Raw genomic sequence first — 24,060 nt, 5'->3', positions numbered from 1 at the left:
CACATATTATACCATGACGTGGGATTTTATAGCGGTGAGTCCACCTCTAGATGAAAGCCCTTAAACATGTATGCACAAAAGATTGCCGATGCAGATTCATCGGCAATCTTTGAATTATTTTTTTATACCACCCGGCTAAGAAAATGACGCAAAAATCGCTCCGCATCGACTTCAAGTGCCACATCAACCGTAGTCAGTGCTTGAGCTTCGTTCTCATTTTGCATCTCACGGGTGCGACCAACCTCGGTGGAATCGCCCACCTCGACGGCAATGTGCATTGGACGCGTCTCCACAAAACTGGAGTCAATAGCCAACCCTACGGCTAAAGGGTCATGCAAAGCACAGCCTGCAATGCCAGGTCTGAAATTGCGATAGGCTTCCATATAAAAGTCTGTCATATCTGCCATAAACGCGCCCAGCTCGGTCCCTTGCTCACGCCATTTGTCCACATCCTGCTGGGGAAGCAGTGTCTGCATCGTGACGTCCAGCCCGACGAGCGTAAGCGAAAAGCCCGCTCCCAGCACATAGGCTGCGGCTTCTGGATCGGCGTAAATATTCGCTTCAGCCGTTGGAGTTACATTCCCTTTCACTGTGACCGCGCCGCCCATGATGATCAGACGCTCAAGCAATTGGGGCAATTCGGGACAGCGATCCAATGCAAATGCAAGATTGGTCAGCGGTCCCACAGCTACCAGGGTAAGTTTGCCCTCATAGCGACGAGCCTGTCCGATTATAAAATCAGCGGCATCCCCAGACGCAGCCTGACGGGAGGGCGCTCCTTTCAACTGATTGCCAATACCGTCTTCACCGTGAATATGCCGAGAATAAGGTTTGAACAGCTCCCGAGCATACGGCTTGTGAGCCCCAGACACGACCGGAGCCTCTACCCCCAGTTTTTCCAGCAGAATCAGTGAGTTACGTGTTGCCTCCTCCACCGAGATATTGCCAAAGGTGGTTGTAATACCGAGTAGCTCCAATTCCGGCGAATGGACCGCGTACGCAATAGCAAGCGCGTCGTCAATGCCCGTATCTACATCTAAGATTAACTTTTTGCTCATGATGACCCTCCACAGTAGAAACAGCATTCTTTTTTTCATTATACACAATTTCAATGCTTATTCCCTTGGTCATCAAATTCTTTATTCGAAGACGTAAAAGAAGGCCACGACAGTTATGCCGTAGCCTTCTTTTACTACTTTTCAATCACTCAAGGGCACATGTTCTGGCCAAATCCTAAGGTTCGATTCCCCACACCAGCTTATCATTGTGGAACAACGTTACTTTGTTCCATTCTGCATAAGAGGTTTTAGTTGGATCAAAGGAATAATCATTGGATTCGTTCAGGTTAGACCAGTCGCTATTGTTCATACGGATCTGAATATCACCTGTTTGCGCTCCAGCAGCAAGCGTGCCGGCAGCAGCACTGAAACCAATTTCAATATAGTTGTCTGTAATGGTACGCAGCACGTTATCATTGCCTACTTGCGCATAGTCTACTACGGATTGCAGCTCTTGGCTGCCATCCTTCGTAAAATAGTAACGTATTTTCAGCTCACTCAGCTTCACGGGTGTTGTGCCTTTATTTTTCAGGTTAAGGAAAGGCTTAACTGCGTTATTCGCTGGGTCGGTGTCCCCGGCCCGGTACATTACAACCAGATCACCCGCTGGTTCTGTTGGATCAGTCGGTGTACCTTTAGGTTCAGCACTTACCGTTGCAGAATCCTTACTTGTTCCTTTCGCATTCGTAGCACTTACAACATAGAAGTAAGTTGTTCCGTTCGTCAGTCCCTTATCTGTGTACTCTCTTTCTGTTACAAGAGGGGCAACGGCTGTAAAAGGACCTGCTTCGCTAGTGGCACGTTTTACCGTGTAGCTATCGGCACCAGTAGACGCACTCCAAGTCAGCGTCACTTGAGCATTACCAGCTACGGCCTTTAAGCCAGACGGTACAGCTGGAGCTGTAGGCGCTGGGTCCACACCACCAGTGGAAGGCACGATTGCAGGGTACGCATTTTGTACCAGCATCACAAACTGATCATGGAACCAAGCTCCTGAAATAGGTGCATTCGGCAAAGCATCTGTTAATGTGCCATCCTTGGTTGTATAGGTAGGATCACACATACGGTCAAAGCCTTTACCCTCATCGTTCGGAATGAGTGAGCTGGAACCATCGGAATCACCCGGAGGTTTCGCCCAGACATAGGCATCGATATGGCCAGCTGGAGCCGTTTGTGGCGGCGTTCCCATACCTGCTCCGCTGCTATTACACCAGTTACCACGGTGCGAACGTTTGTCCACACGACCTGAGTTTACATAGGAGTTAATATCATTGCCGACTGCGGAAGTCGGACGGTTAGGTCCTCCCCATCCATTACGGCCGGTATCAATTAACATGCCGAGCGAGCTTGGCCAGCCTGCATTGACAAAATCTCTATGCAAGGACTCAGCGAAATCCGATTCATCGAAATTAGGATTCCATTCGTAGAATTTGGATGATTTGATCGGCTGCCCGCCAATATTCAGGTTGGGATCAGGCAGATTCGGTTCTGTCAACGGTGAAGTATTGGCTGTATTCGTGATAAAGCCATCCACACTGGACAAACCTTTGCTAGTATCTTTGAAGATAGTTGTAAACAGAGATACCGTTGCTGTACGGTTGTTATCCCAACCTAACCAACCAGAGTGACCGATATCCACGTATTTGTACACATTCGGAATCTCGTTCAGCTTATTCATTGTGTATTTAACGCCAGCCTCATAAATTCCTGTAGATTTGGCTTGTCCACATTGGGGAGTATCCAGATTGGTTACCAGATTTGGCAAACTGTCCGGTTCAATGATCGCTACGATGCGAATATCCTTATATTTGGGATTCGCAAAAATAGAAGCGATTTTGTCAATATAATCCTTTTTGTACGTTTCCAGACCTGCCTGAGTCAACGGCAATTCACCATTGGAAGCCAAGGCATGACAATCTCGTCCGGGCAGATCATACACAATGAATTCCGCCGTAATCGGCATGTTGCCTTTCTTTTGCGCCAATACTTGGTCCAAATGCGCTTCCAAGCCAAGCTTGCCCCCACCACCGTTAATAGCAGCAATACGATCAAGCCATACGGCTGTCGGGAACGTTTTGACCGTTTGCATTTTTGCTTTCAGATTGGCATCCGTAATTTTGGCAATCGATGTGTCGACACTAGCCGCATAATCAGGGTTAACATATTTTGTCGCTCCTTGGTAAGGATTATCGACATGGGATTCTGCATGTATTTTATCCGTAAATCCTGCACCTGGTAGAAAGCTGCTTGCGACGAGTGATAGCGCAAAAGCATACTTCATGCTTTTACGAAGCACTTGCTTTGTTTTCAATTGCTTCACCTATCTTTCCGTGGATTTTGTTGAATCTTCCTATGTCGGCACCTGATTGTTACATGATTAATTGTGAGTTACGCCTACTCTACTCTCTCCAAAAAAAGTGGCGTTCATAGTTGCGAAAGGTAAGCGCTTTCTATTTGTGCATGCGCTCACATTTTCCCCTTTTTGTCACCTCCTATGTTAGATTATAGTGAGCTGGAAATCTGCTGTAAATTGAATAAATTAAGGACTACATTATTAATTAGGCATATGAATTGCCACCCTAGTGGTTCATCACGGCCCCTCTTTTTCTGAAGTCGGTTTCTTCATTTGTTGAACATCCCTGCTATAACAAGCTTTCGGGAGATTTAGGATCGACGGCAAAAGAGCAAATTCATAAAAAGCAAGACCGTATTCTTTAATTTCCGTCAGCCTAAATCGACAATGATAAACTCCAGCACGCCAACTATGCCAAATCGTTATATCTATCGACAGCAAAAGGGTGTTTTCAGGCCCTCATGACCGTGAAAACACCCTTTTATTGTTGTGAAGTCAATCTCTGCCCTTGTTGTTCTACACTTTTTCGCGATCCTTGCCCTTGTCGGATTGTCCTGCATTTTTATTGGCGGCATCCCGATCCAGTTGCATTTCTTCAACCGTCTTCGCCTTAAGTCGTGCTGCTCCCTCATAAGGCCGGGTTGGAATCAGATCGCCTGCAGCCAAACGTTGGCGCGCCTCGGCAATCGCTGCTCCGTATTGCGGCAGCCATGCTTCCTGTGCCACTAGCATCTCATCGACCATCTGCCAAATTTCTTTGGGATTACACACCGCGCCCACTAACGGGTCCATCATAAACGCTTGCCGAAGTAGCATGTCGTCACCATGTACAGCTGCTTCGACAGCCAAACGCTGGACGGAAATACTTACATTGCAGACGGCAGCAGGACCGAGCGGAAGGTCTCCTACATGTGGCATGGAGATACCATTCCGATCCACATATCCAGGCGCTTCAATAATCGCATCGTCCGGCAAATTGGAAATCACACCGTTATTAACGACATTAAAATGCCCCCGGTATACACGTCCGGTTTCCAGACCTTCGATAATGTATGAACCATGCTCTTCACCGCGATTTTCCGCCTTGTACTCCAATGGCTCTTCTTTCATCCAGTTAGGGAAATCTGTTTCAAACCAATTACGTCCTTCTGTACATACACGCAGATAGCCGCCTGTTTCTCCGTTGATCCAGCTGCCTAGATCAATCCAGTCCATAATTTCATTCGGACGCTTCCGGTACCAAGGTACATATTCACTTAGATGACCATTCGACTCTGTGCTGTAATAGCCAAAACGGCGAAGCATGTCGATGCGCACCTTTTCGGTACGGCTATATTCGGGATGTTTTTCAAAAGCCTCCAGCAGCCCGGCTGTCAGATCCTTGCCTTCATGTGACGCCTGAATGTACCACGTCTGGTGATTGATTCCGGCGCACACAATGTCCACATCCTGCTTCTCCAGACCATACACCTCGGCAATTTGGTGATGCCCATGCTGTACGCCGTGACATAGACCGATTGTACGCACACCGCTGTATTTATTACAGGCCCACGTCATCATTGCCATGGGGTTCGAGTAGTTCAGCAGCAATACATCCGGTGCACTTAGCTCGCGGATATCCTTGCAGATGGCCAGCATTTCAGCAATACCACGCTGACCGTACATAATCCCTCCTGCACACAGTGTATCGCCCACGCATTGATCCACGCCATATTTCAGTGGAATATCCACATCGGTTGCAAAGCCCTCCAGCCCGCCAACCCGGATCGTACAAATGACGTATTTGGCATCCTTTAAAGCTATCTTACGGTCCGTAGAGGACTGTATTTGTATGGACAAACCATTCTCGCGAATATCCCGCTGGCACAGCTCAGTAACCATATCCAGATTGTGCTGACTGATATCCGTAAAAGCCACTTCAATATCATTAAATTCCGGCACCGATAACAGATCTCGCAAAATTCCACGGGTAAAACCGATGCTTCCTGCTCCAATAAAAGCTACTTTAAATGACACGGCATTCAACCTCCGGTAATTAGAATGGGTATATACCGTCATTGTAGCAATAGGCCTGTGGAAAGCGTTATCAAAATCATGACCAGTTTCGTATTTAGGTGTCAAAAATCCTAACTTTCGCGTGATCAGAGGGTTTCCCATTTCCATTTTGATCCATCCCGTTTCTCTCTTTCTATCTAGTGTTTTTTCAGTTCAATATGTACTTTAAGTGCGGTAAATGTAGTAACATAAAAGAAAACATTGGAGAGCAAGGAGCAGCCTAAGATGAACAAAAAGATTATCTTTTTAGATATAGATGGAACGCTAGTGAATGATGATGGTATGATTCCCGAATCTGCAAAAACAGCATGTATCGAAGCGAGAAAGAACGGACATCTGATTTATTTATGCACTGGCCGATCCAAAGCGGAGATTTATGATTTTATCATGGAGGTCGGTTTTGACGGGATCATCGGAGCTGGCGGGGGCTTTGTAGAAATCGAAGGTGAGATGTTATATCACCACAAAGTATCGGATGAAGATGTTAGACATATGGTCGATTACTTTGATGAACATGATTTGGACTTTTATTTGGAATCGAACGGGGGACTGTTTGCGAGTAAAAACTTTTTGCCCCATGTGGAACGGCTTATCTACGGAGATGTAGACAATGATCCCGTGGCCAGAGAAAAAAAAGAACAACGCCCGCATCCTTTTATCACCGGCCTAACTATAGGAGAGGACAACCTGTACCGTAGTGACGTGAACAAAGCATGTTTTTTGGAAAATAAAAATGTTCCTTTTGAACAAATCAAAAAGGAATTCGCAGGGAAATTTGAGGTTATTCAATGTACTGTATCTGCTTTCGGGCAAGACAGTGGTGAGCTAATGGTTCCCGGTATTCACAAAGCCGTAGCTATTGAAAAGCTTATTGAGCATTTGGGAAGATCCCAAGAAGACACCATTGCTATCGGAGACGGGATGAACGATGCTGAAATGATTGAATATTGTGCCCTAGGAATTGCCATGGGAAATGCCAAACCGGGCCTCAAAGCCATTGCAGATGACATTACGGATGCTGTGGATGAAGATGGACTGTTTCACAGCTTTAAAAAGCATGGTCTGATTTAGTGAGGTTATTTTTATATACTTAAGCCCCTGCAGCAGTTTCTGGACTTAAAAATGTCCTAATCCTACTGGTAGGGGCCTATCTCCAATGCTATCTTTCCACGGAATTCATTTAGTGTCTGCTCGACTTCCATCTCCTCAATAATCGCGCTTATGATGGCGATAGCTGCCTACGCTTCTTTGGCTACTGTATAATGAGTTAAGTCTCTAAATATTTACAAAGGAGCAAGACATGTCAAACCGTAAATGGACATTTATCCTTATCCCGGTCTTCCTGCTATTTGCCTGGCTGCTCTTTCAGTTCACTCTGTCTTCCTTTCAAATCCACCAATTTGCAGAACAATTGAAGACGGTTTCACCAAACGACGGGGGTTCCGATACAAAAGTGGTATTGATATCGCAAGAGCTAGACAATTATTACTGGCGGTCCATTGAACAAGGAGCCCGAAAAGAAGCGGAACAGTACGGTATGCGGCTCGATTATATCGGTCCAGACCGCATTAATCCGTCCGAGCAGATCAAACTGCTGGATAAAGCGATCGCTGCCAAGGCGGATGCAATTCTGGTTCAAGGGATAAATGATCCGGAGTATCGACGATTAATCGACAAAGCAGCCGGACTTGGCATACCTGTCATCGCGATCGATACGGACGAACCGGACTCCCGAAGGCTGGCTTACGTCGGAACGGATAACGAAGGAGCAGGAAAACAGATGGGCGCGCTATTAGCGAAAGCCTCTGGAGAGCGTGGCGACATTGGAGTTATGATCAGTAGCGAGCACGTCGAGAATCAGCGACTCAGGCTTGCCGGATTTCGCTCCGTGATCAGCCGCTATCCCAATCTCCACATTGTGGAGATTCGCTCCTCAAATATTTCACGGCTTCAGGCAGCCCAGCAAGCTCAAAACATGCTCGCCCGATATCCGCAGATCCGCTACATGGTCGGATTCAGTGCGCTGGACGGCCTTGGCATTCTGGAAGCCTCGGAGCGGCGCGGCGCGCGGAATTTGCAAATTTTCGCTTTTGACGATATGGCCGAGACGTTGGAAGCGATCAAAGATCGCAAAATCGAACTGACCCTTGTTCAACAGCCAGAAGAAATGGGGGCTAAGGCCATAAAATTGCTGAATGATTATCTAAAGGGGAATGATCCCCAGCAATTAACATACACCAGGGTATATGAAGTGCATGCGGACACTCCCGACAACATGTCCGGAGATGACAGACGATGACGATCAGAACGAAGCTGCTTCTGTTCATCCCTCTTCTAGTTGTGTTCGCCAATATCATCGCTTATTTTGTATTCCAAAGCGGAAAGGTCGTACAACAGAGCTACGATGAAATGCTTGGCCGCATTCTCCTCATCGAGCAAACCTCCGAATCGGCGGAGAGCAACTTAAAGCTCCTATATGCCTATCTGCTTAATCCAAGGGACGATAAGGCTATGCAGGGTCCGACAGAATACCAATTAATGCAGTTGAAAGGCAAAATCCAAGAAGTCTCCGACTCGACCGACCCTTCTTTCGCCGAGGAGGACTACGTGAATTTGTTGACCACATTTCTTGAACAGAAACAAGCCGCAGTTCTGGATGCAAATACACAAGATCCTCAATCGGCTTTTGAACATTATATTGAAGCGGAGAAAACCGTCAGCTATATTCATGAGGAGGGACAGCGACTGATCGATGCTGAACTGGCCTATTACCGGCCGATCATCGAGAACATTCGGAACAAAAATGAGCGAATGAACGTTTTAGGAGTGGCATTGTTCGGCATGAACGCGCTGATGGGGGTTTTGCTTGCAATCTGGATCTCGCGCAGCATTACTGGCCCTGTCGGCAGACTTGTCGGACTGGCGAAGCGAATCGCTACAGGTGATCTGAATATCAAGCCCCCACCGCGACGGGATGACGAGCTAGGCGTACTGTCGGACGCCATTTCGCAAATGTCCGCCGATTTGAGCATCCTCATTGAGAAGGATAAACAGAGTCTGGAAATGCGGCGGCTTGTGAAGGAACTGGAGCTTCTGGCTCTGCAAAATCAAATTAATCCGCATTTTTTATTCAATACCTTAAATGTGCTCTCCAAGCTGGCGATCCTGGAAGGGGCGGAGAAAACCAGCGACCTGATCGTCTCGCTGTCCAATCTACTACGGTACAGTCTGCAGAAGCTGGACAAACCCGTAACTCTTCAGGAGGAACTGGATCATATTCGCGAATACGTGACCATTCAGCAGGCGCGCTTCCGGGACAGAATTCTCTTTAATCTGCACTTTGACGCTTCCGTTCTTCAGCAGCAAATTCCGGCCTTGACGATCCAGCCATTTATTGAAAACGCTTTTCTTCATGGTGTGGCAGATATGGAGGACGGAGCCATTATCACGTTGACGTTGTCGCGAGCGAACGAGGATGTACAAATTGAAATCTCAGACAACGGAAAGGGTATGACGGAGGAAACCCGACTGTCCGTGCTCCGTCTTGAAGGCAAAGTCGAAAGTGACAGTTCAACAGGACTTGGAATGCAAAATGTGTTTAGGCGGCTGCAGTTGTTCTACGGAAAAGAAGGAATGGTTGAAATCAGTAGCAGTACCGGACGAGGTACTACCATAACCATACGAATTCCAGTCAAGAAGGAGAGTGAGTAGACTGATGTATCGGTTGTTAATCGCGGATGACGAGGCTTTAGAGAGAGAAGGACTGGAATTGACAGTGGAACGGGCGATGCCGGGGATATTCCGGTTTATTCATGCTGGCAACGGTCGCATGGCGATTGAATGTGCGGAAGAGCACCGTCCCCATATTGCGATTCTGGATATCAATATGCCCGGAATCGACGGGCTTGCAGCGCTTCGTGAATTAAAGGAGCGGCTTCCCGATACCCGATTCGTGCTCGTCACTGCCTACGATTATTTTGCCTATGCCCAGAAGGCGCTCTCTTTGGGCGTAAAAGAATATATTCTGAAGCCGGCGAAGCGAGAACTGATCATCGGCACACTGAAACGACTGATTGAAGAAATTGAGTGCGAGAAGCGAGCACGTACGGAAGAATTGGAGCTTAGGCACAAAATCTCACAGCTGATGCCGCTCGCAGAAAATGAGCTGGCTTTAATGCTTATGGTCGACCAGACAGTGGATTCGAGCGCTTCCCAGCTATCAGAATGGCTGGACTTTCCTCTTGATCAGGGAAGCGCCATCATTGCCGCCTTTGACGGATATCCGGACGAGCAGGATAAAAAGAAAATTTACGATCATTTCCGAAGCTATGTAAAAACACATGGCCCGAATGCCATTGTAAGCTCCCTGATCGACCATCATGTAGCCACTTTTTTATGCAAGCCGCCTGCCACCAGCGAAAACGACTGGCGCCAGTTGGTTAAACACCTCGTTCAGCAGCTCTCCGAGCTTGCCCACCAGCAACTTGGCATTAAGACGGCCATTGGAATCGGATCGCTGCATAGCGGCGAGGAAGGACTTCGCAAGTCCTATTTCGAAGCCGTTTTTGCCTCCACCCTACGCAAGCGGGATGGAGGTTACTGCCACTTTGACGAACTGAAGTCGTCAGAGGCTGGAAACGCTTCTGTGCTTGCCGTCAAAGCGGAGAATGGAATGCTTCAGCAGACGTACGTCATGTCAGCACTGCAACGGATACGCGAACAGCGGGAGGTTCAAACACTGACTATGCTGGGCAGAGCGAAAATGTATATCGAGGAACGATTCAACGATGAGCTTTCGCTGGAAGAAGTGGCTGATTTTGTCCATTTGAATCCCCACTACTTCAGTAAAATTTTCAAACAGGAATACGGAGAGACGTTCATCGACTTCGTAACCCGGCTACGGATTGATAAAGCTATTTCTCTGATCAAGGAGGGTAACCTTGCTCTGAAGGAAATCAGCTTTGAAGTGGGTTATAAGGACCCAAACTATTTTAGCCGTGTCTTTAAGAAGATAACGGGGGTTCCTCCCACTGAGTTCAAAAGCCAAAAATAGTAGAAATTCATCCATGCCGACCATCGGCATGGATTTTTTTAAGCTCGAATGACAAGGTAATGCTAGATTTAGCTCCTCCGTCTCCAATTCGAGAACCGAAGCCAAAATCGTGCGTGAAAAGGTCCGTTTATTGAAGACGATAACCGGCCTTTCTTTTATAAGCGCATGTTATACTTCTCCTCGAAGAACGGAATGAGGTTTTAGGAATCTGGAGGGGAGATGATTATATGGGAGTAATCATTCATAATGAAAGCGCTCAACAGAAAGCGCTTCAATCGGAAAAACCCAATATGCTTTTCGTGACACTAGTATCCATCGTAGCTGCGCTTGGAGGGATACTGTTCGGTTTTGATATCGCGGTCGTTTCGGGAGCAGTTGAATTCCTACAGCAGCGTTTTTCGCTGAGCGAATTTCAGGTTGGTTGGGCGGTGTCGAGTCTGATTGTAGGGAGTATCACGGGAGCGGCTCTCTCTGGCTACATGAGTGAAAGGATCGGTAGAAAAAAGGTATTACTGGCCGCCGGATTTTTATTCGTCGTCGGCTCGATCTGCTCTGCGCTTCAAGACTCGTTCACCGGGTATGTTATCTTTCGCATGATCGGCGGCATTGGCATAGGCATCACTTCCACCGTTTGTCCGGTGTACAATGCGGAGATCGCTCCTGCCAAATACCGCGGCCGTTTGGTTGCTTTAAATCAGCTGGCGATCGTAACGGGCATTTTCCTGGTTTATTTTCAGAATTCGTGGATCGTCAGCCTGGGGGATGAAGCCTGGGGTGTCTCAACAGCCTGGCGCTGGATGTTCGGAGTGGGAGCTGTTCCAGGACTGATCTTTATGCTCTTGATGCTCTTCATACCCGAAAGCCCGAGATGGCTTATTAAACAGAATCGGCCTTATGAAGCGTTGCCGATATTGCTGAAAATTCACGGTGAAGAAGCCGCTAAGCAGGAAGTGCTTGATATCAAGGAATCATTCAAAAATGAGAACAACTCATTGAAACAATTGTTTACTCCCGGTATTCGGGTCGCTCTCTTTATCGGTGTCATGCTCGCCATTATGCAGCATATTACCGGCATCAATGCCATTTTGTACTACGCGCCGGTTATCTTTAAAGGAATGGGACTCGGTACAGACGCTTCTTTGACCCAGACCATCTGGATCGGGTTGATCAATGTGTTGTTTACCATCGTGTCTGTATGGCTGATCGACAAAGCGGGACGAAAAATCCTGCTGATAATCGGCACCTCGTTGATGACCTGCTGTTTGGTCATTATTGGAGCCGCATTCAAAATGGGTTTGACCACCGGACCGCTCGTACTCATCATGATATTGATCTACGTGGCCTCCTACGCTATATCGCTTGGGCCAATCGTATGGGTCATGATCTCTGAGATCTTTCCGAACCGCATTCGCGGCAAAGCTGTAGCCATCGCTTCGATGGCACTATGGGCCGGCGATTATCTGGTATCGCAGGCATTCCCTCCTCTGCTGAGCTCAGCTGGCCCGTCTAATACCTTCTGGTTATTCGGAGCCATCTCGTTGTTCGTCGTAGTCTTTATATGGCGCAAGGTTCCCGAAACCAAGGGGAGATCACTTGAACAGATGGAAAATATGTGGCTTGGGAAATGACCCAACTTTAGCTCTCAAAAAGCCCGGACACATGTTATAATGCTTCAAAACACACGCCCTCTGAGTCATACCGACCTAAATCGGCAATGGTTCAGAGGCTTCTTGTTGCTTATGTGTAATTTATCCTCCTGCTTCTCCTTTAATCACTCGAAATTATGATGGGCAGTTTTTGATTAATGGATAGCGACGACGTAGCGTTGACTAACGCCAACTGTTCGCACAATTCCTTAGCTTGCTGGCAGTAACCACGAATTTCATCCATAAGCTATTCGTATGCTTTATGTGCCTATGTAAGCAGCCCCATCTGTTGAATGACTTGTTCACGTTTTGTCATTTAGTTCAGCTCCTCAGCTCATTTTCTGCAGGCAAAAAAAGCTCATTCCTACTCAGGGTTCAAGTTGGGAAGAGCTTTTGAAAATTTATCAAGTGTTTGTTTGTTGGTTGTATTGTACGATCTTGTTACTGGAATTGTAAAGAAATTACCAAACTATTTAAAGAATTATCCCCTTTCATTCCTTAACATTTTTTTATTGTCAAAGAATTATACTACTCTGGCAAAGTAAAAATAACATCAAACGGATTCCTATCCTCAAAAAATTCCGAGTAAAGCTTTGTAGCTAGTTCTGGAGTCAGATTCGTCTTATTCCATAATAATCCGCCTAATTCCCTCAATATTTCAGCTTCCTTCGGGGTTACTATTTTAGATTCAATTATAGATTCCGTACTTTTTGGAGTTACCCACGCCCAATCGTTTACGGCCGCTTCAGTATAAGGATATCCGAAGGTTAACGCACTTATAGATGCATATTTTGAACACAACGGATGAACAATTAACAAAAATGCTCCAATAATCCATGAACGGTACCCTATTTTTTGTTGTAACCGAACCTCTTTCGCAAATGACTCAAGTTGTTGTGAAAAGGGCTGAAGAGACTTAGGGACTGGTCCCCACTTAGATTCGTCCATTAATACTAATATTTCAAAGGCAAGTTCTTTATCTACATTTTCGGCTAGTTTTACAAATATCTCATTACATCCATGATTATTAAATGAATTTAAACAGCTGACTGCATCCTTGACATAAGTCGCACCTTGTGCGATCAGTTTTATATACTCATCTAAGAGTTCATCATCACCATTGAAATCTGGAGAATTAACTATGGTTTCGATTAAAAGTACTTTCGCACTATCTTCCTTAACCATAGGAATTATGCGCACAAGCTGAGTATAGTAATCATCTACTAATTCTTCTAAATTAGCATTAGTCTTTAGTAACCTTAAAGCATCTTCTAAGAGATAATTATCTTCGTCTAAAAGAGCATTCGCTATTAATTCTAGAATCCTTTTAATCATCTTTTTTCATCTTCCATTCCGCTTAAAATAGTATCCATATCTTCTTAAAGGCTGAAGCCTACCATGGATAATTTCCTTTTGCTGGTGCTTCTCTACTTAAATTTTAAAACTCGCCTTTCCTAATTTTAATGGTTCTGAATAACTCTCCATTCTATCCCATCATCTACTTCTTTATAAAGAAGCCTCATAACGTTCGTTATTCCAGTAGTTTTTTTCTCATCAATAATGTCGAGGCTAGTCCATCCATCATCACGGGGGTGTTCTCTGTACTTATCGGAAGCTAATCTTTGGGCTGCATTTGGATCCCCATTCCTGCGTGCTGCAAGATCGTCTAGATGCTGATGAGCTAGTTTCTTTTCACCTTGGGTAAGATGCCTACGTACAGGTTTCTGCGTCTTTTTAGCTACCCTTATATCTAATGGAATCAAATCATTAAGTCCCCCTCTAGGGTTCTTCATATTAGCATGCTTAATTTTTAACAATTGTTCAGGTGAAGGATTCCCCGTCCCCTCTGGTATCTTAGGATTCCCCTTAATGCCCCCTGCTCCTTTTGACATGCCGCGAGATACAATACCAAGAGTCGGACGGGTGCTCTGTCTTGATTGGAAGATAGATGCGGTGGAAATTATGAGTTCGAACTGTGCTTGAGAAATTGCGCTCTCTAATGCTATCTTCCCACGGAATTCACTTAGTGCCTGCTCGGCTTCCATCTTATCACTACTTGTAAGATGGGCAAACCATTCTTCAAAAGTCTGTTGTTGCTTACCCTTGTATAAATTTTGATACCATCGCCTTAGATCAGCTTCAGCTTGTTCTTTTTCCGCTTTTTTGGCTCCTGCATTCATCACAGTTTCTAAACGAACATCTGGCTCTGTTTTTCCTTTTAGCTCGGGATTTACTGGCCTAGGGTACGGATCCTTTTTATTTAAAATCAGCTCTACGAAGGCCCACTGGGCTTTTGTCTCCGAGTTACTTTCTACTTTACTCGTTTGTGTTAGCCTTGCAAACCAAGTTTCAAAATCCCTATTTGGATTAAACTTATAATATCTTTCATACTCATTCCTTAATCTTTCTTTTTCTTCTAAAAAACCTGTTTCTCCTTCACGCATCACCATTACATTCTTAACATATTCCTCAAATTCAAGATTTCTATTTTGGTCATTTTGATTAATGGAACCAAATTTCTCATCAAGAATTTTCTTCGCTCCGGTGGCATCTAAGGGTTGTAACTGTTCAACTTCCTTATTCCGCCAACCTTTTCTCACTTCAAGCGGAATTTTGTGATACTCCGTGTTCAGCTTGTCCATATTATGGGCTAGATTTTTCGCTAGCTCCCCTAATGATCTGGAACTAGCGACGTTGCGGGCTGCTGTCCATACTTTGCCCCTGTAAGCGGAGGCGTAGCGTTGTCCGACGCCGTTCTTTTTATAAGCAGCTACCCGGCGGCTAAAGGCTGCGGCTTCCCGCGCCAGATTCCTTCCGCCCAGCACAGCCCAGCCTCCTGATGGCACGCCTGCCAGCATGGATAAACCAGCGGCCGCATACTTCAAGGCACGGGTTGGCCCTCCCTTGGCAACGTCACGGCGAATCGAAGTGAGCTTGCTGTTCGCCATCCGGGCAGGCGTCCCCAATACGGGAACCGTACCGATGATACTCAGCGCCTTCTGAGCTACGTTTAGTATCCCCCCAAGCAGGTTTGCCTTCGGCGATGCAGGTGTGGTGGGTGAAGCACCTGTCTTCCTCGCCTGGCCACCACTTGAGTTTCCTCCGTTAGGTGAGCCCGCTCCAGATCCGCCAGTACTTTTGGGCGCATGAGCAGCCTGATAAGCCTGAATGGACATCAGCGGCGGCTCCGGTACAGGCTCTAAATCCGCTACGAAAACAGGGCGTTTTGTAAATCCATCCAGTTTAACCCTGGATGCACGAATATCCGTCTCGCCATCCATCACCATACTGCTGCTGCCTGCTTGCAAATAAATGGCCTCGACTGCCGCTATATCCACTGTGTCCTCCGCATGGATCGTCAGCCCCCGTTTGGCCGCAATTGAAAGCGTATGGTCACTGTGTACCTGTATTCCCTTCGCATCAAGTGAAATATATACGCTATCCGTTTTAGCCGATACCAGCAACTCTTGCGCGCTTAGCTTAACCAGCTTGTCATGAGGAGTGCCCCAGTATTTAATGTCCGGATTGCCTAACTCGGGTATAGGCTTGCCACTGCGCCTCACAGACCTGGCTGCAAAACCATCCGACTCCTGCAAAGTCGGGAACTGTACCTGCACCATGTCTCCTTTTTCGGGCATCACATACCAGCCGCTATGGCCCTCTGCACTATAGCCTGTTGCATAGGGGAGCCAGCATGCCTTTTCCCGTTCCTGTACAGCATCTATGGTGAGATGTACACGTACCTGATCCCGCTCAACTTCCAGTACCTGGCCCTCTAGGGAGGCCCCTCTCACTGAATGGTTCCAGATCGGCTTTTGCCGAATTTCATCTTCAGAAACCAGTGTATAGGTATGTAAAAACAACCCCCGGTCCATCCGGGACACGATATCCGCAACGAGCAGTTCCTTGCCTTGAAAAGAGAGTACATCTCCCGGGCGGAAATATCGTGCACTCTCCACAGTATAGAACGTACCATAGGGGGTGTTGGCTTCGTTATGGCGCATACCGATTTGAATCCCCGGCTGTCTTTGCCAAAGGTCTGCTCCTCCAGGCAATGCTCTACCCATGAAGCCATCCACGCTGACAGCAGATAGTCGCTCACTGCTGCTTGAATCACTCCAAAAATATTTTATTCCGTCGTCCACATGACCCGATCCTGGAAGAGGGCCGCCAAGGATTGCTGCGGCTTCGTACACCGACGATGCTCCACATGACAAACCGTCCCCGTCAGAAAAAGCCCCATCTGCGCCGACAAAGCTTTTTCTTGAACGATACGGGACCTCATCCAGTGTTGCGGGTCGCCCCTCGGGAATACCGAACCAGAACTTGGGGGCATCTGCGGCAGCCTCAGGCACAAGCACAGCTCCAAATCTGGAAGCCATCCTTTTCAAAAATGCCCAGTCTGTTTCTCTGTACTGCAATGTCAAAGCGCCCAGTTGAGCACCCCCGCTGACCGTATCAATCACATCTGCGCCTGTATAACCAGTAAGTACCTGCTTCAGCAGCTGCCCATACGTCATGGTATGATTTTGAAAAGACCGGGTCACAGGCCTCACATCGAGCCGAATCGTATGTGATATGGCCTCTAACTGTACGTAATGAATACCGTGTACCTGCTTCAGCGTGATACGCGTCATTTGTCCATGAAACAACGTACGCAGCCGCTGGCCATCCTTGTCCTTTTCGATGACTTCAACCGGTTCGGCTTCACTCTCTAACTCCATAAACCGTTCCTGATTTTCCTCCGGCACGATACCACTTACTACCAAACGCACATGGTCGCCCAATCTACGCTCAATACGAATGTCTGTCATGGTTTGCAGCGGAACTTTACTCAGTAATTCCACATGACGGTAACCGGATGTTTCCTGCACCTTGTCCATTTGATGAGAAACCCCCACTATCATTCCAGATTCTGCCCGTCATTTTCAATCGTTATTGCTCCGCAATACAGGCAGGCATTGGTACAATGCTCCAGCAAGGCAGGCTGTCCCTCGACGAGCACATCCTGCTTGCCCCCAATCCAGGGTCGAAGAATGACCGGAATACAAGGCGCCTTCTTCACACCGAAAATGTCCACCATCTCGCTATTTTGAACCGCCGGATTGGCCGAGCTAAAACAGTTACCAAACCCAGATATATGAACTCCCGGTTCGTGATCCCCCACATTCATCTGGGCCTTGTCCTTGATGTAAACACCGTGGCTAAACGGACGCTTGAGCCGGGTGGGTTGTGTACCACGGTTGCATTTCAAAATAGCCCCTGCAACCACATATCCTTTTTTTGCACCTGATCCGGCCTGAATGGTCATGGATGCTTTTTCTTTTGCCATGGTCTGCTTCCTCCGTCAATTCGTTTTGACTTCGCTGCCAACGACCGATGTGTCACCACCGAGTGTAATATGGCTGCTGCGGCTGGACAGGTTGATTTCCTGACCGGCGGAAATAGTCACCTTTTGCCCCGCCTCCATGTGGATGTTACCGCCTGCCGAAAAATGAATATCTTTGTTGCTCACCATATGAATACCGTCGCCCTGATTCAGCTTGATGAAAACAGCGCCATCCTTGCCGGTAATCACCACCTCGTCCGGTGTCAAGCGGATTTCCTTACCATGTGGCGTTCGGAAAATTTTTACGTCGGGATGCTTCAAATGATTGTGGCCGCCATCCCCCCGATCCTGCCGGACCGAGCTACTCGCGATGCCCTCGTCATCATGCTGGTTCGGGAAATAAATACGCACTTTATCCCCCAGCTCAGGCATCACATACCAGCCACTATGCCCCTCTGCACTATACCCTGTTGCATATGGAAACCAGTGGGCTGTATTTTTGTCCTGCTCCGGGTCGATATCCAGATGCACTTTAACCCGATCACGTTCGACAGCGATCACTTTTCCCTCCAGAGACAGACCCGTCAACTGCTCGTTATAATACGCTTTCTGTCGCAACCCCTTATGTGTCGTCAAGGTATATGTGTGCAGCAGTACTCCCTGCGTCATACGAGTTTGTGCCTCGTATACATATAGCGTTTTGCCACGGAATTGGATTTCATTGCCCAGTTCCAGCACCTGCTCTGTTTCAACGGTATAATCGAGAAAATCCTGCTCGTCCACCGAAGCTGTATCATTGCCTGCAAAGTAGCGATATGCCGAGATTCTTTTGCTTACCGTGTAATGATAATTGTCCAGTTGAACGGCTGTTCCACTTTCCTCAATGCCAAAATAGAACTTTGGGGTATCAAATATGGCCGCGGGCATAAGGGAGGTATGGTAATAGGAAGCCAGCCGCTTGAGAAAAGCCCAATCAGTCTCGCGGTACTGCACCCACATCCGCCCGATCGACGCTCCTCCGGTGGCCGAATCCATGATGTCCAAGCTAGGATAAAGAAGCGAAATACGACGCAGCAGTTCATCCACCTTCATATTTTTGTCCTGAAAAGAACGACTTTGGGGGCGTACATCCAGCCTGTAGGTATGCGACACAGCCTCTACCTCCAGGTAGTACACATCTCGTACCGCCTTCACTTCAATCGCCAGCACTGTTCCGCTAAACAAGGGAACCTCCGTGCCATCCTCAGCCAGCTGCGAGATTCCGACAGGTGAGTCAAATTTGGTCATATCCACATAAGTATCTTTTAGTTCCTCAGGCACGACAGCGGTAAAACGCAACCGAGTGTGGTCGTTCAGCTGCTTGACCAGGTAGAGCTCCTGTACATTGATAAGCTGATAAGGCGTGATTTTCAGATTAGAATAGGTGGTGCTTATCTGCTCCATGTTCCTTCTCCTTCAGCCTCACTAGGCAGGATTTTTAGTGTGGTCATCATACGTTGAGCGACCGGACGCCATGTATCCATACGTTCCTCCGTACAGTTAAATGAGCATATAAGCGCATGCCCTTCCAGAGCTGCAAAAAAGGTCAGATTATACAGACGCGTATTCAAAGCCGGAGTCATAAATTCACAGTATCCGACCCGTCGTCCGTACACCTTGCACACACCGTCTGCATACCATTCCGTCAACTTTTGCGTGTGGTGCAAAATGTAGATCATCTCGCTGGTGAACGCCTCTAGCTCCTCATCCGTCAGTTCGCTTGGTGTCAGGTTAAAAGAAAAATTGATCTCCCCTGTTGGATCGGTCAAAATGAGCGGTGGGCGATAACTCGAAGGATATTTAAGTTCAATCTCCCGCTCACCCATCTCGGTGAAAGTCCGGGGCAACCATATCGAAATTTTGTCGTTCAGCAAAGGACGTTCTGCAAAAGCGATTCGTTCTCCGTCCAGCATCTTAAGTGGATAAAGTTCCAAGCCGCTCTCAGATTCTATGTAATTGTGTAAATCCGATTTCGGGAGACCAGATGCACCCTGTTGTTCCTTCCGTGCAGTATTAATCATGTCTGCAATTTGTTCATCCATATGTCCCATCGACGGTAAAACTCCTTTATATGTTCAATCTCAATATTCATTTCATGGAACTTTATAACATAATTGAATCCAAAGAACCATTTTAATTCCAATTTATACCTTACATTATAGGTATCATACGAAGTGTTTTTGTTATTGTCAATTTATAACTCTTATAAAACAATCAAGATATAAGACCTATTATCATGCATAAAAATGAAAGATTTACTATCATTCAGATTCTTTTTACCCAAAGCAAGCATCCATACTTGTGAAAATACGTCTTCATTTTCAAAGAAATAAAGTTAATTCGCCTCTGAACATCTTCGATTTAAAATAATTATATGAATTTCAACTCCCAAAAAATGATTCTTTTGAACCTGAATCCAATTGCCTATTTTCAAAATCAAAAAAAAGCCTACCTTATTTATCAGGTAAGCTCCACGCGAATATGAATAAATCATAAAACTTCCTATATATTCAGTCCCCTTCCTCCTCCGCATAGTTCCTCACATTGCGCTCTACAGCAGAGCGGTATTCTACAGGGGTTTGGCCTGTGTGCTTTTTGAACAGCATATGAAAATACTGCCTGCTGGCTACGCCTACATAATCGGCAATTTCTTGAATGGGAATGTCCGTTTGCTGAAGAAGCATACGGGCCTTGTCCATTCGCAGCATTGTTAAATACGCGGTGAGTGTTAGCCCCGTATGTTTTTTGAAAATACGGTGCAAATAACCTGGGTGCAGATTCACGGCCGCCGCCATGTCCTTGACCACAATCTCTCGATCATAGTTCAGATGGAGAAATTCAATGCATCGTTTGATGTACATATCCGTTTGCTGCGTGTTGCTACGCTCTGCCTCTTCCCGTAGACGTGCAATTCGTACTAGCAATTGCATAAAAAGCATCTCTGCCATTGCACCCGGCTGTTCTTTTCGTTGGTCCAGCTCCAGCACGAGACTTTTCAGCGCATAATATACCTCTTCCGGGTCCGATAGTACCAGATACGGGAACGGACGTGACATGAGAGTCGTGACCTCCTGCTCCTCCGTTGCGATTTGTCGGATAGACGGCCCTACCCTCACCCCTTCCGTAAAACCAAACTCTACATTTAGCATCCGGCACGGTTGTTCTCCTTCCACCACCAGTCGATGCGGTACACCTGCGTCCAGCATAATAAACTCGCCTTTACGCAGCGTGATGCTTTCTTCCGTGTTCTCTCCCGTTTGTACATCTACCCTGCAAAAGCCGGAAATCATGTACATAATTTCAGTGGAATGATGATCGTGGTAAGACATGGTATAGTCATGCCATTGCTTGTAATAGTAAGCAAAAAAACGGGGAATATAATCCCCGTCACGTAGCCGTAGCTCAAACAGACTTCCGTTCATCCCCGCACCTCCACTAAATAGATAAGGCTAACACGACAACGTATCTGAAATCGCTCTATTTTCACAGTTTAACAGACTGAGCCGTGTACTTCTATTTCACACCATTGGACGATCTATAATCCTTTGGAATGTAGCAGGCGACTTCTACCTAAAAGGTAGGGGATTCATCACTTTCTGGACTTAAATACTGAATCAACATCCCCACAAATCGGTTAGCAATTTCTATATCCTCAAGTTCGTTATTCCGTTCGTCCTTGGACGTCAGACTCATTTTCTGGAGTATACCCATCATAGACGTGAAGATAAAATGAGCGGTCTTCAAGGGCTCCGTGTCGGACTTTAATGATCCATCTTGGAATCCAGCTTCCAGAGCATCCATCAGGAAATGTCGTTCCTTTTCCCGGCTAACAAAATTGTTGTACTGTTCTTTGAGTTCTTGATTTGAATCATAAGCTTCGTAATGCAGATCGAATAAAAGAATAAACTTGATGTATTCCGGATGTTGCCAAGCGTAATTAATCCATGCATCAAGCATCGAAGTAAGCATCTTCTTCCCGCTCATTTCAGCTGAAGGTGCCCTTCTAACAAATTCGGTCATGCTCTCAAGGATTTCCATCTGGACCTCAAAGATCAGTTCGTTCATGGACTGAAAGTGCTTATAGAATGTGACCCGACTTACACCAGCCACGTTGCATACATCCTTAATATTAACTTTGAGAAAGCTTTGCTTCATAAAAAGTTCCTTCGCAGCCGCAATGAGTTCTTCCCGATTTTTGTTTTTTAAATTCTGGTGCCAGTTCTCAGTCATTCACAACCATCCGTTTCTTATTTTTCGATTTTTGTAAGGTTAAGAAAAGGGCAGATGCAAGGATAAGTGCACCAAAAATATAAGGAATATGAATGTGTTTGTCAAACAACAAGCCCGCTAAAATGGGTCCCAATATATTGCCTAGGCTGGTATACGTCGTATTCAATCCAGCGGCATATCCTTGGCGATCACCAGCTGAGTTCGCGATCATTGTACTTACCGTTGGTCTTAGGAAGGCATTAAAAGCAAAAAATAGAGCAGATACCGCCAGCAAATAACCTAGATTAATCTTAATGATCATTAACAGTAAAGCGATGGCTGTCATGATCAAAGAAAGACGTATAAGCTTCATCTCACCAAGTCTCTTGATGAGATAATCAAGTAGCCATATCTGCACAACGATGCCTATAATTGCACCAACCGTAATGATCATTGAGATTTTAGTGGCATCAAAACCATATTTTCGTTCCACAAAAAGAGCATACACTGTTTCGTAATTCATCAAACCTAATGTCATGATCAGAATGAGGAGAAGATAACGAAAATAGGATGTCCGAAATGAATTTAGGATTTGGTTGCGAATGGGTTCCCGGCGGACCCAATGGCTAGCGGGTTTTCGTTTTTCCTTGGGTAATGTCTCTGGCATATACAAGCTAAGCAGCGTAGCAACAAGTCCAAGTCCACCAGCAAAAAAATAGGGCACCCTTATGCCAAACTCAGCGATCATACCGCCTAACCCCGGACCAAGCACCATCCCCAAATTCATGGAAGCACCCAAGTACCCCATTCCTTTAGCGCGAGTTTCAGGAGTGGTAATATCAGCAACGTAGGCCATATTGGAAGGAACCATTAATCCAATACCCATCCCCCCAATAAATCGGGCAATATATAAAAGGGGCAATGTCGTAGATACAGCAAACATGAGATCCGAAATGACCGTTAAAAACAGACCGGTGATGATCATGGATTTTCGACCCCATCTATCCGAAAGCTGCCCACCTAGGGGCGAAAAAATAAACTGTGCTGCTCCAAATGCGGCAATAAGATACCCCGCAGCAGCTCCTGCCGCATTAAATTGTTTCAGATATTCAGGCAGAATGGGAATCACCATGCCTTGACCCAATAAAGCAATAAACAAATTCAGCATCAGAATGAAAAGCGGAAATGTAGCAGACTTAGGTAAGCTGCTCATGTTTGTAACCCCCTCCAACCCTTTACACTATGTAACCCTTTACTATGTGTAAACTATATTAGTTGAAATAGGGGGCATTGTAAATAAAAATACAAACCTATTGAGCCTAGCTAATACCGAAAAGAGATCTTGTTATTCTTGATTTACACATGAGGCTCCCTTTTTGCAAACTCTTGTAACATACCTCTTATTTGTTCTACCAATATAGCAGGTGCTTTCTTGGGTGAACCCGTGTCAAACGGAGGCTGAGGATCGTATTCCAAAATCAGCTGGACTCCTTTACTCATGTCTTCTCCCAATTCCCATGCTATTAGCTGGAGTGCCATATCAATACCAGAGGAGACACCGGCTGCTGTAATGATTTTGCCCTGACGAACCACTCTCTCATCTGTTGGAATGGCTCCAAGAGATTGAAGCAGGTCTAAGGAGCCCCAATGACTGGTGGCTACGGTTCCATTTAACAAGCCTGCGGCGCTCAAAATCAGAGAGCCATTACAAACCGACGTGGTCCATTTCGTAGTTTCATGTATTTGGCGAATCCAGTTTAACGTTTCTTCGTCATTCATTGGAGTTTTATAATTTGGCGGACTGCAGCCTGGAACAACAAGAATATCAGCTGAAGGTACTTCAGAAAAACTGTAATCGGCATGCAAATAACCCATATTTGAGTCCAGTTTGACTAACCCCTTTTTCTTAGCGACAAACTTCACTTCACATTTCAGTGTAGCAGCAAATACATCATATGGACCTATGGCATCTAATGCTGTGATTCCATCGAAAAGCATGATTGCGATTTTCATGATGACTCTCCTTTGGAGTGGGATTTTATTCTTGCACACCCATACTAACATACATATACAGGGTATGGGTATATTTAATTTTGTGAAAACACTGCTCGGCTTTCTTCATAGACGATATTGCCCACAACCAGAACAGTGACCTTTTGAAGTAATAATACGCTTACCAGCGTAAAAGCCTCTGCCCTCAAGGGGGTATGTTAATTTCAAACATCTCTTGTCACCAAAAGGCATACTTAAAAAGGGCTACCCCCAGGGTAGTCCTTTTTAGCATCATAAAGCTTCTACATCTTGCCTACAAATCTGTG

17 protein-coding genes are annotated in these 24,060 nt (G+C 46.2%); 5 read left to right on the top strand and 12 right to left on the bottom strand.

Annotated elements, in window-relative coordinates; translation table 11 throughout:
* Nucleotides 1–122: 122 nt before the first annotated feature.
* The 3 genes from MKY98_RS05610 to MKY98_RS05600 all read right to left on the bottom strand — a co-directional run bounded on the left by MKY98_RS05610 (nucleotide 123) and on the right by MKY98_RS05600 (nucleotide 5,427).
* Nucleotides 123–1,058 (bottom strand): nucleoside hydrolase, encoded by a 936-nt coding sequence (locus tag MKY98_RS05610; RefSeq protein WP_069010349.1) that lies wholly within the window; start codon nucleotides 1,056–1,058, stop codon nucleotides 123–125.
* 175 nt (nucleotides 1,059–1,233) lie between these two features.
* Complete coding sequence (locus MKY98_RS05605; RefSeq protein ID WP_081317517.1) at nucleotides 1,234–3,378, bottom strand: glycoside hydrolase family 6 protein; 2,145 nt, start codon at nucleotides 3,376–3,378, stop codon at nucleotides 1,234–1,236.
* Between the two features lie 549 nt (nucleotides 3,379–3,927).
* Nucleotides 3,928–5,427, bottom strand: coding sequence for an alpha-glucosidase/alpha-galactosidase (locus tag MKY98_RS05600; RefSeq protein WP_069010386.1), 1,500 nt, complete (start codon nucleotides 5,425–5,427; stop codon nucleotides 3,928–3,930).
* 264 nt (nucleotides 5,428–5,691) lie between these two features.
* Between MKY98_RS05600 and MKY98_RS05595 the strand changes: the two genes are divergently transcribed.
* From MKY98_RS05595 to MKY98_RS05575, 5 genes are all read left to right on the top strand, one after another.
* The gene (locus MKY98_RS05595; RefSeq protein ID WP_069010348.1) at nucleotides 5,692–6,537 is read left to right on the top strand and encodes a Cof-type HAD-IIB family hydrolase; all 846 of its coding nucleotides are present in this window, start codon (nucleotides 5,692–5,694) and stop codon (nucleotides 6,535–6,537) included.
* Nucleotides 6,538–6,766: 229 nt separating this feature from the next.
* A complete protein-coding gene (locus MKY98_RS05590; RefSeq protein ID WP_069010347.1) occupies nucleotides 6,767–7,765 on the top strand; it encodes a substrate-binding domain-containing protein in 999 nt (332 codons plus the stop codon).
* A complete protein-coding gene (locus MKY98_RS05585; RefSeq protein WP_039269403.1) occupies nucleotides 7,762–9,177 on the top strand; it encodes a sensor histidine kinase in 1,416 nt (471 codons plus the stop codon). The genes MKY98_RS05590 and MKY98_RS05585 overlap by 4 nt, the downstream gene beginning before the upstream one ends.
* 4 nt (nucleotides 9,178–9,181) lie before the next feature.
* Nucleotides 9,182–10,519, top strand: coding sequence for a response regulator transcription factor (locus tag MKY98_RS05580; protein ID WP_029516080.1), 1,338 nt, complete (start codon nucleotides 9,182–9,184; stop codon nucleotides 10,517–10,519).
* Between the two features lie 227 nt (nucleotides 10,520–10,746).
* A complete protein-coding gene (locus tag MKY98_RS05575; protein WP_069010346.1) occupies nucleotides 10,747–12,147 on the top strand; it encodes a sugar porter family MFS transporter in 1,401 nt (466 codons plus the stop codon).
* A gap of 546 nt (nucleotides 12,148–12,693) precedes the next feature.
* On the opposite strand, the gene MKY98_RS05570 is transcribed toward MKY98_RS05575, so the two are convergent.
* The 9 genes from MKY98_RS05570 to MKY98_RS05530 all read right to left on the bottom strand — a co-directional run bounded on the left by MKY98_RS05570 (nucleotide 12,694) and on the right by MKY98_RS05530 (nucleotide 23,755).
* Complete coding sequence (locus MKY98_RS05570) at nucleotides 12,694–13,500, bottom strand: hypothetical protein (RefSeq protein WP_029516078.1); 807 nt, start codon at nucleotides 13,498–13,500, stop codon at nucleotides 12,694–12,696.
* A gap of 125 nt (nucleotides 13,501–13,625) precedes the next feature.
* Nucleotides 13,626–17,048 carry a phage baseplate assembly protein V gene (locus MKY98_RS05565; RefSeq protein WP_069010345.1) on the bottom strand — a complete coding sequence of 1,141 codons (3,423 nt, stop codon included), beginning with the start codon at nucleotides 17,046–17,048 and terminating at the stop codon, nucleotides 13,626–13,628.
* A 20-nt stretch (nucleotides 17,049–17,068) separates the two neighbouring features.
* On the bottom strand, nucleotides 17,069–17,497 hold the full coding sequence (locus MKY98_RS05560; RefSeq protein WP_029516076.1) for a DUF4280 domain-containing protein: 429 nt from the start codon (nucleotides 17,495–17,497) through the stop codon (nucleotides 17,069–17,071).
* Nucleotides 17,498–17,512: 15 nt separating this feature from the next.
* Nucleotides 17,513–18,937, bottom strand: coding sequence for a hypothetical protein (locus MKY98_RS05555; protein ID WP_069010344.1), 1,425 nt, complete (start codon nucleotides 18,935–18,937; stop codon nucleotides 17,513–17,515).
* Complete coding sequence (locus MKY98_RS05550) at nucleotides 18,925–19,584, bottom strand: hypothetical protein (RefSeq protein ID WP_029516074.1); 660 nt, start codon at nucleotides 19,582–19,584, stop codon at nucleotides 18,925–18,927. Before MKY98_RS05550 ends, MKY98_RS05555 begins: the two co-directional genes overlap by 13 nt.
* Nucleotides 19,585–20,043: 459 nt before the next feature.
* Nucleotides 20,044–20,955, bottom strand: a complete 912-nt coding sequence (locus tag MKY98_RS05545; protein WP_341010690.1) for an AraC family transcriptional regulator — start codon at nucleotides 20,953–20,955, stop codon at nucleotides 20,044–20,046.
* Nucleotides 20,956–21,103: 148 nt separating this feature from the next.
* Complete coding sequence (locus MKY98_RS05540; RefSeq protein ID WP_069010342.1) at nucleotides 21,104–21,763, bottom strand: TetR/AcrR family transcriptional regulator; 660 nt, start codon at nucleotides 21,761–21,763, stop codon at nucleotides 21,104–21,106.
* The gene (locus tag MKY98_RS05535; protein ID WP_069010341.1) at nucleotides 21,756–22,955 is read right to left on the bottom strand and encodes an MFS transporter; all 1,200 of its coding nucleotides are present in this window, start codon (nucleotides 22,953–22,955) and stop codon (nucleotides 21,756–21,758) included. The genes MKY98_RS05540 and MKY98_RS05535 overlap by 8 nt, the downstream gene beginning before the upstream one ends.
* 143 nt (nucleotides 22,956–23,098) lie before the next feature.
* Nucleotides 23,099–23,755: a DJ-1/PfpI family protein gene (locus MKY98_RS05530; RefSeq protein ID WP_039269397.1), complete on the bottom strand. Its 657-nt coding sequence runs from the start codon at nucleotides 23,753–23,755 to the stop codon at nucleotides 23,099–23,101.
* Nucleotides 23,756–24,060 lie beyond the last annotated feature (305 nt).

This window comes from Paenibacillus sp. FSL M8-0228 (genome assembly GCF_038007385.1).
In the GTDB taxonomy this organism is placed as follows: Bacteria; Bacillota; Bacilli; order Paenibacillales; family Paenibacillaceae; genus Paenibacillus; species Paenibacillus polymyxa_D.
The sequence above is the reverse complement of the archived record's forward strand: the minus strand, read 5'-3'. Positions and strand labels throughout refer to the sequence as shown.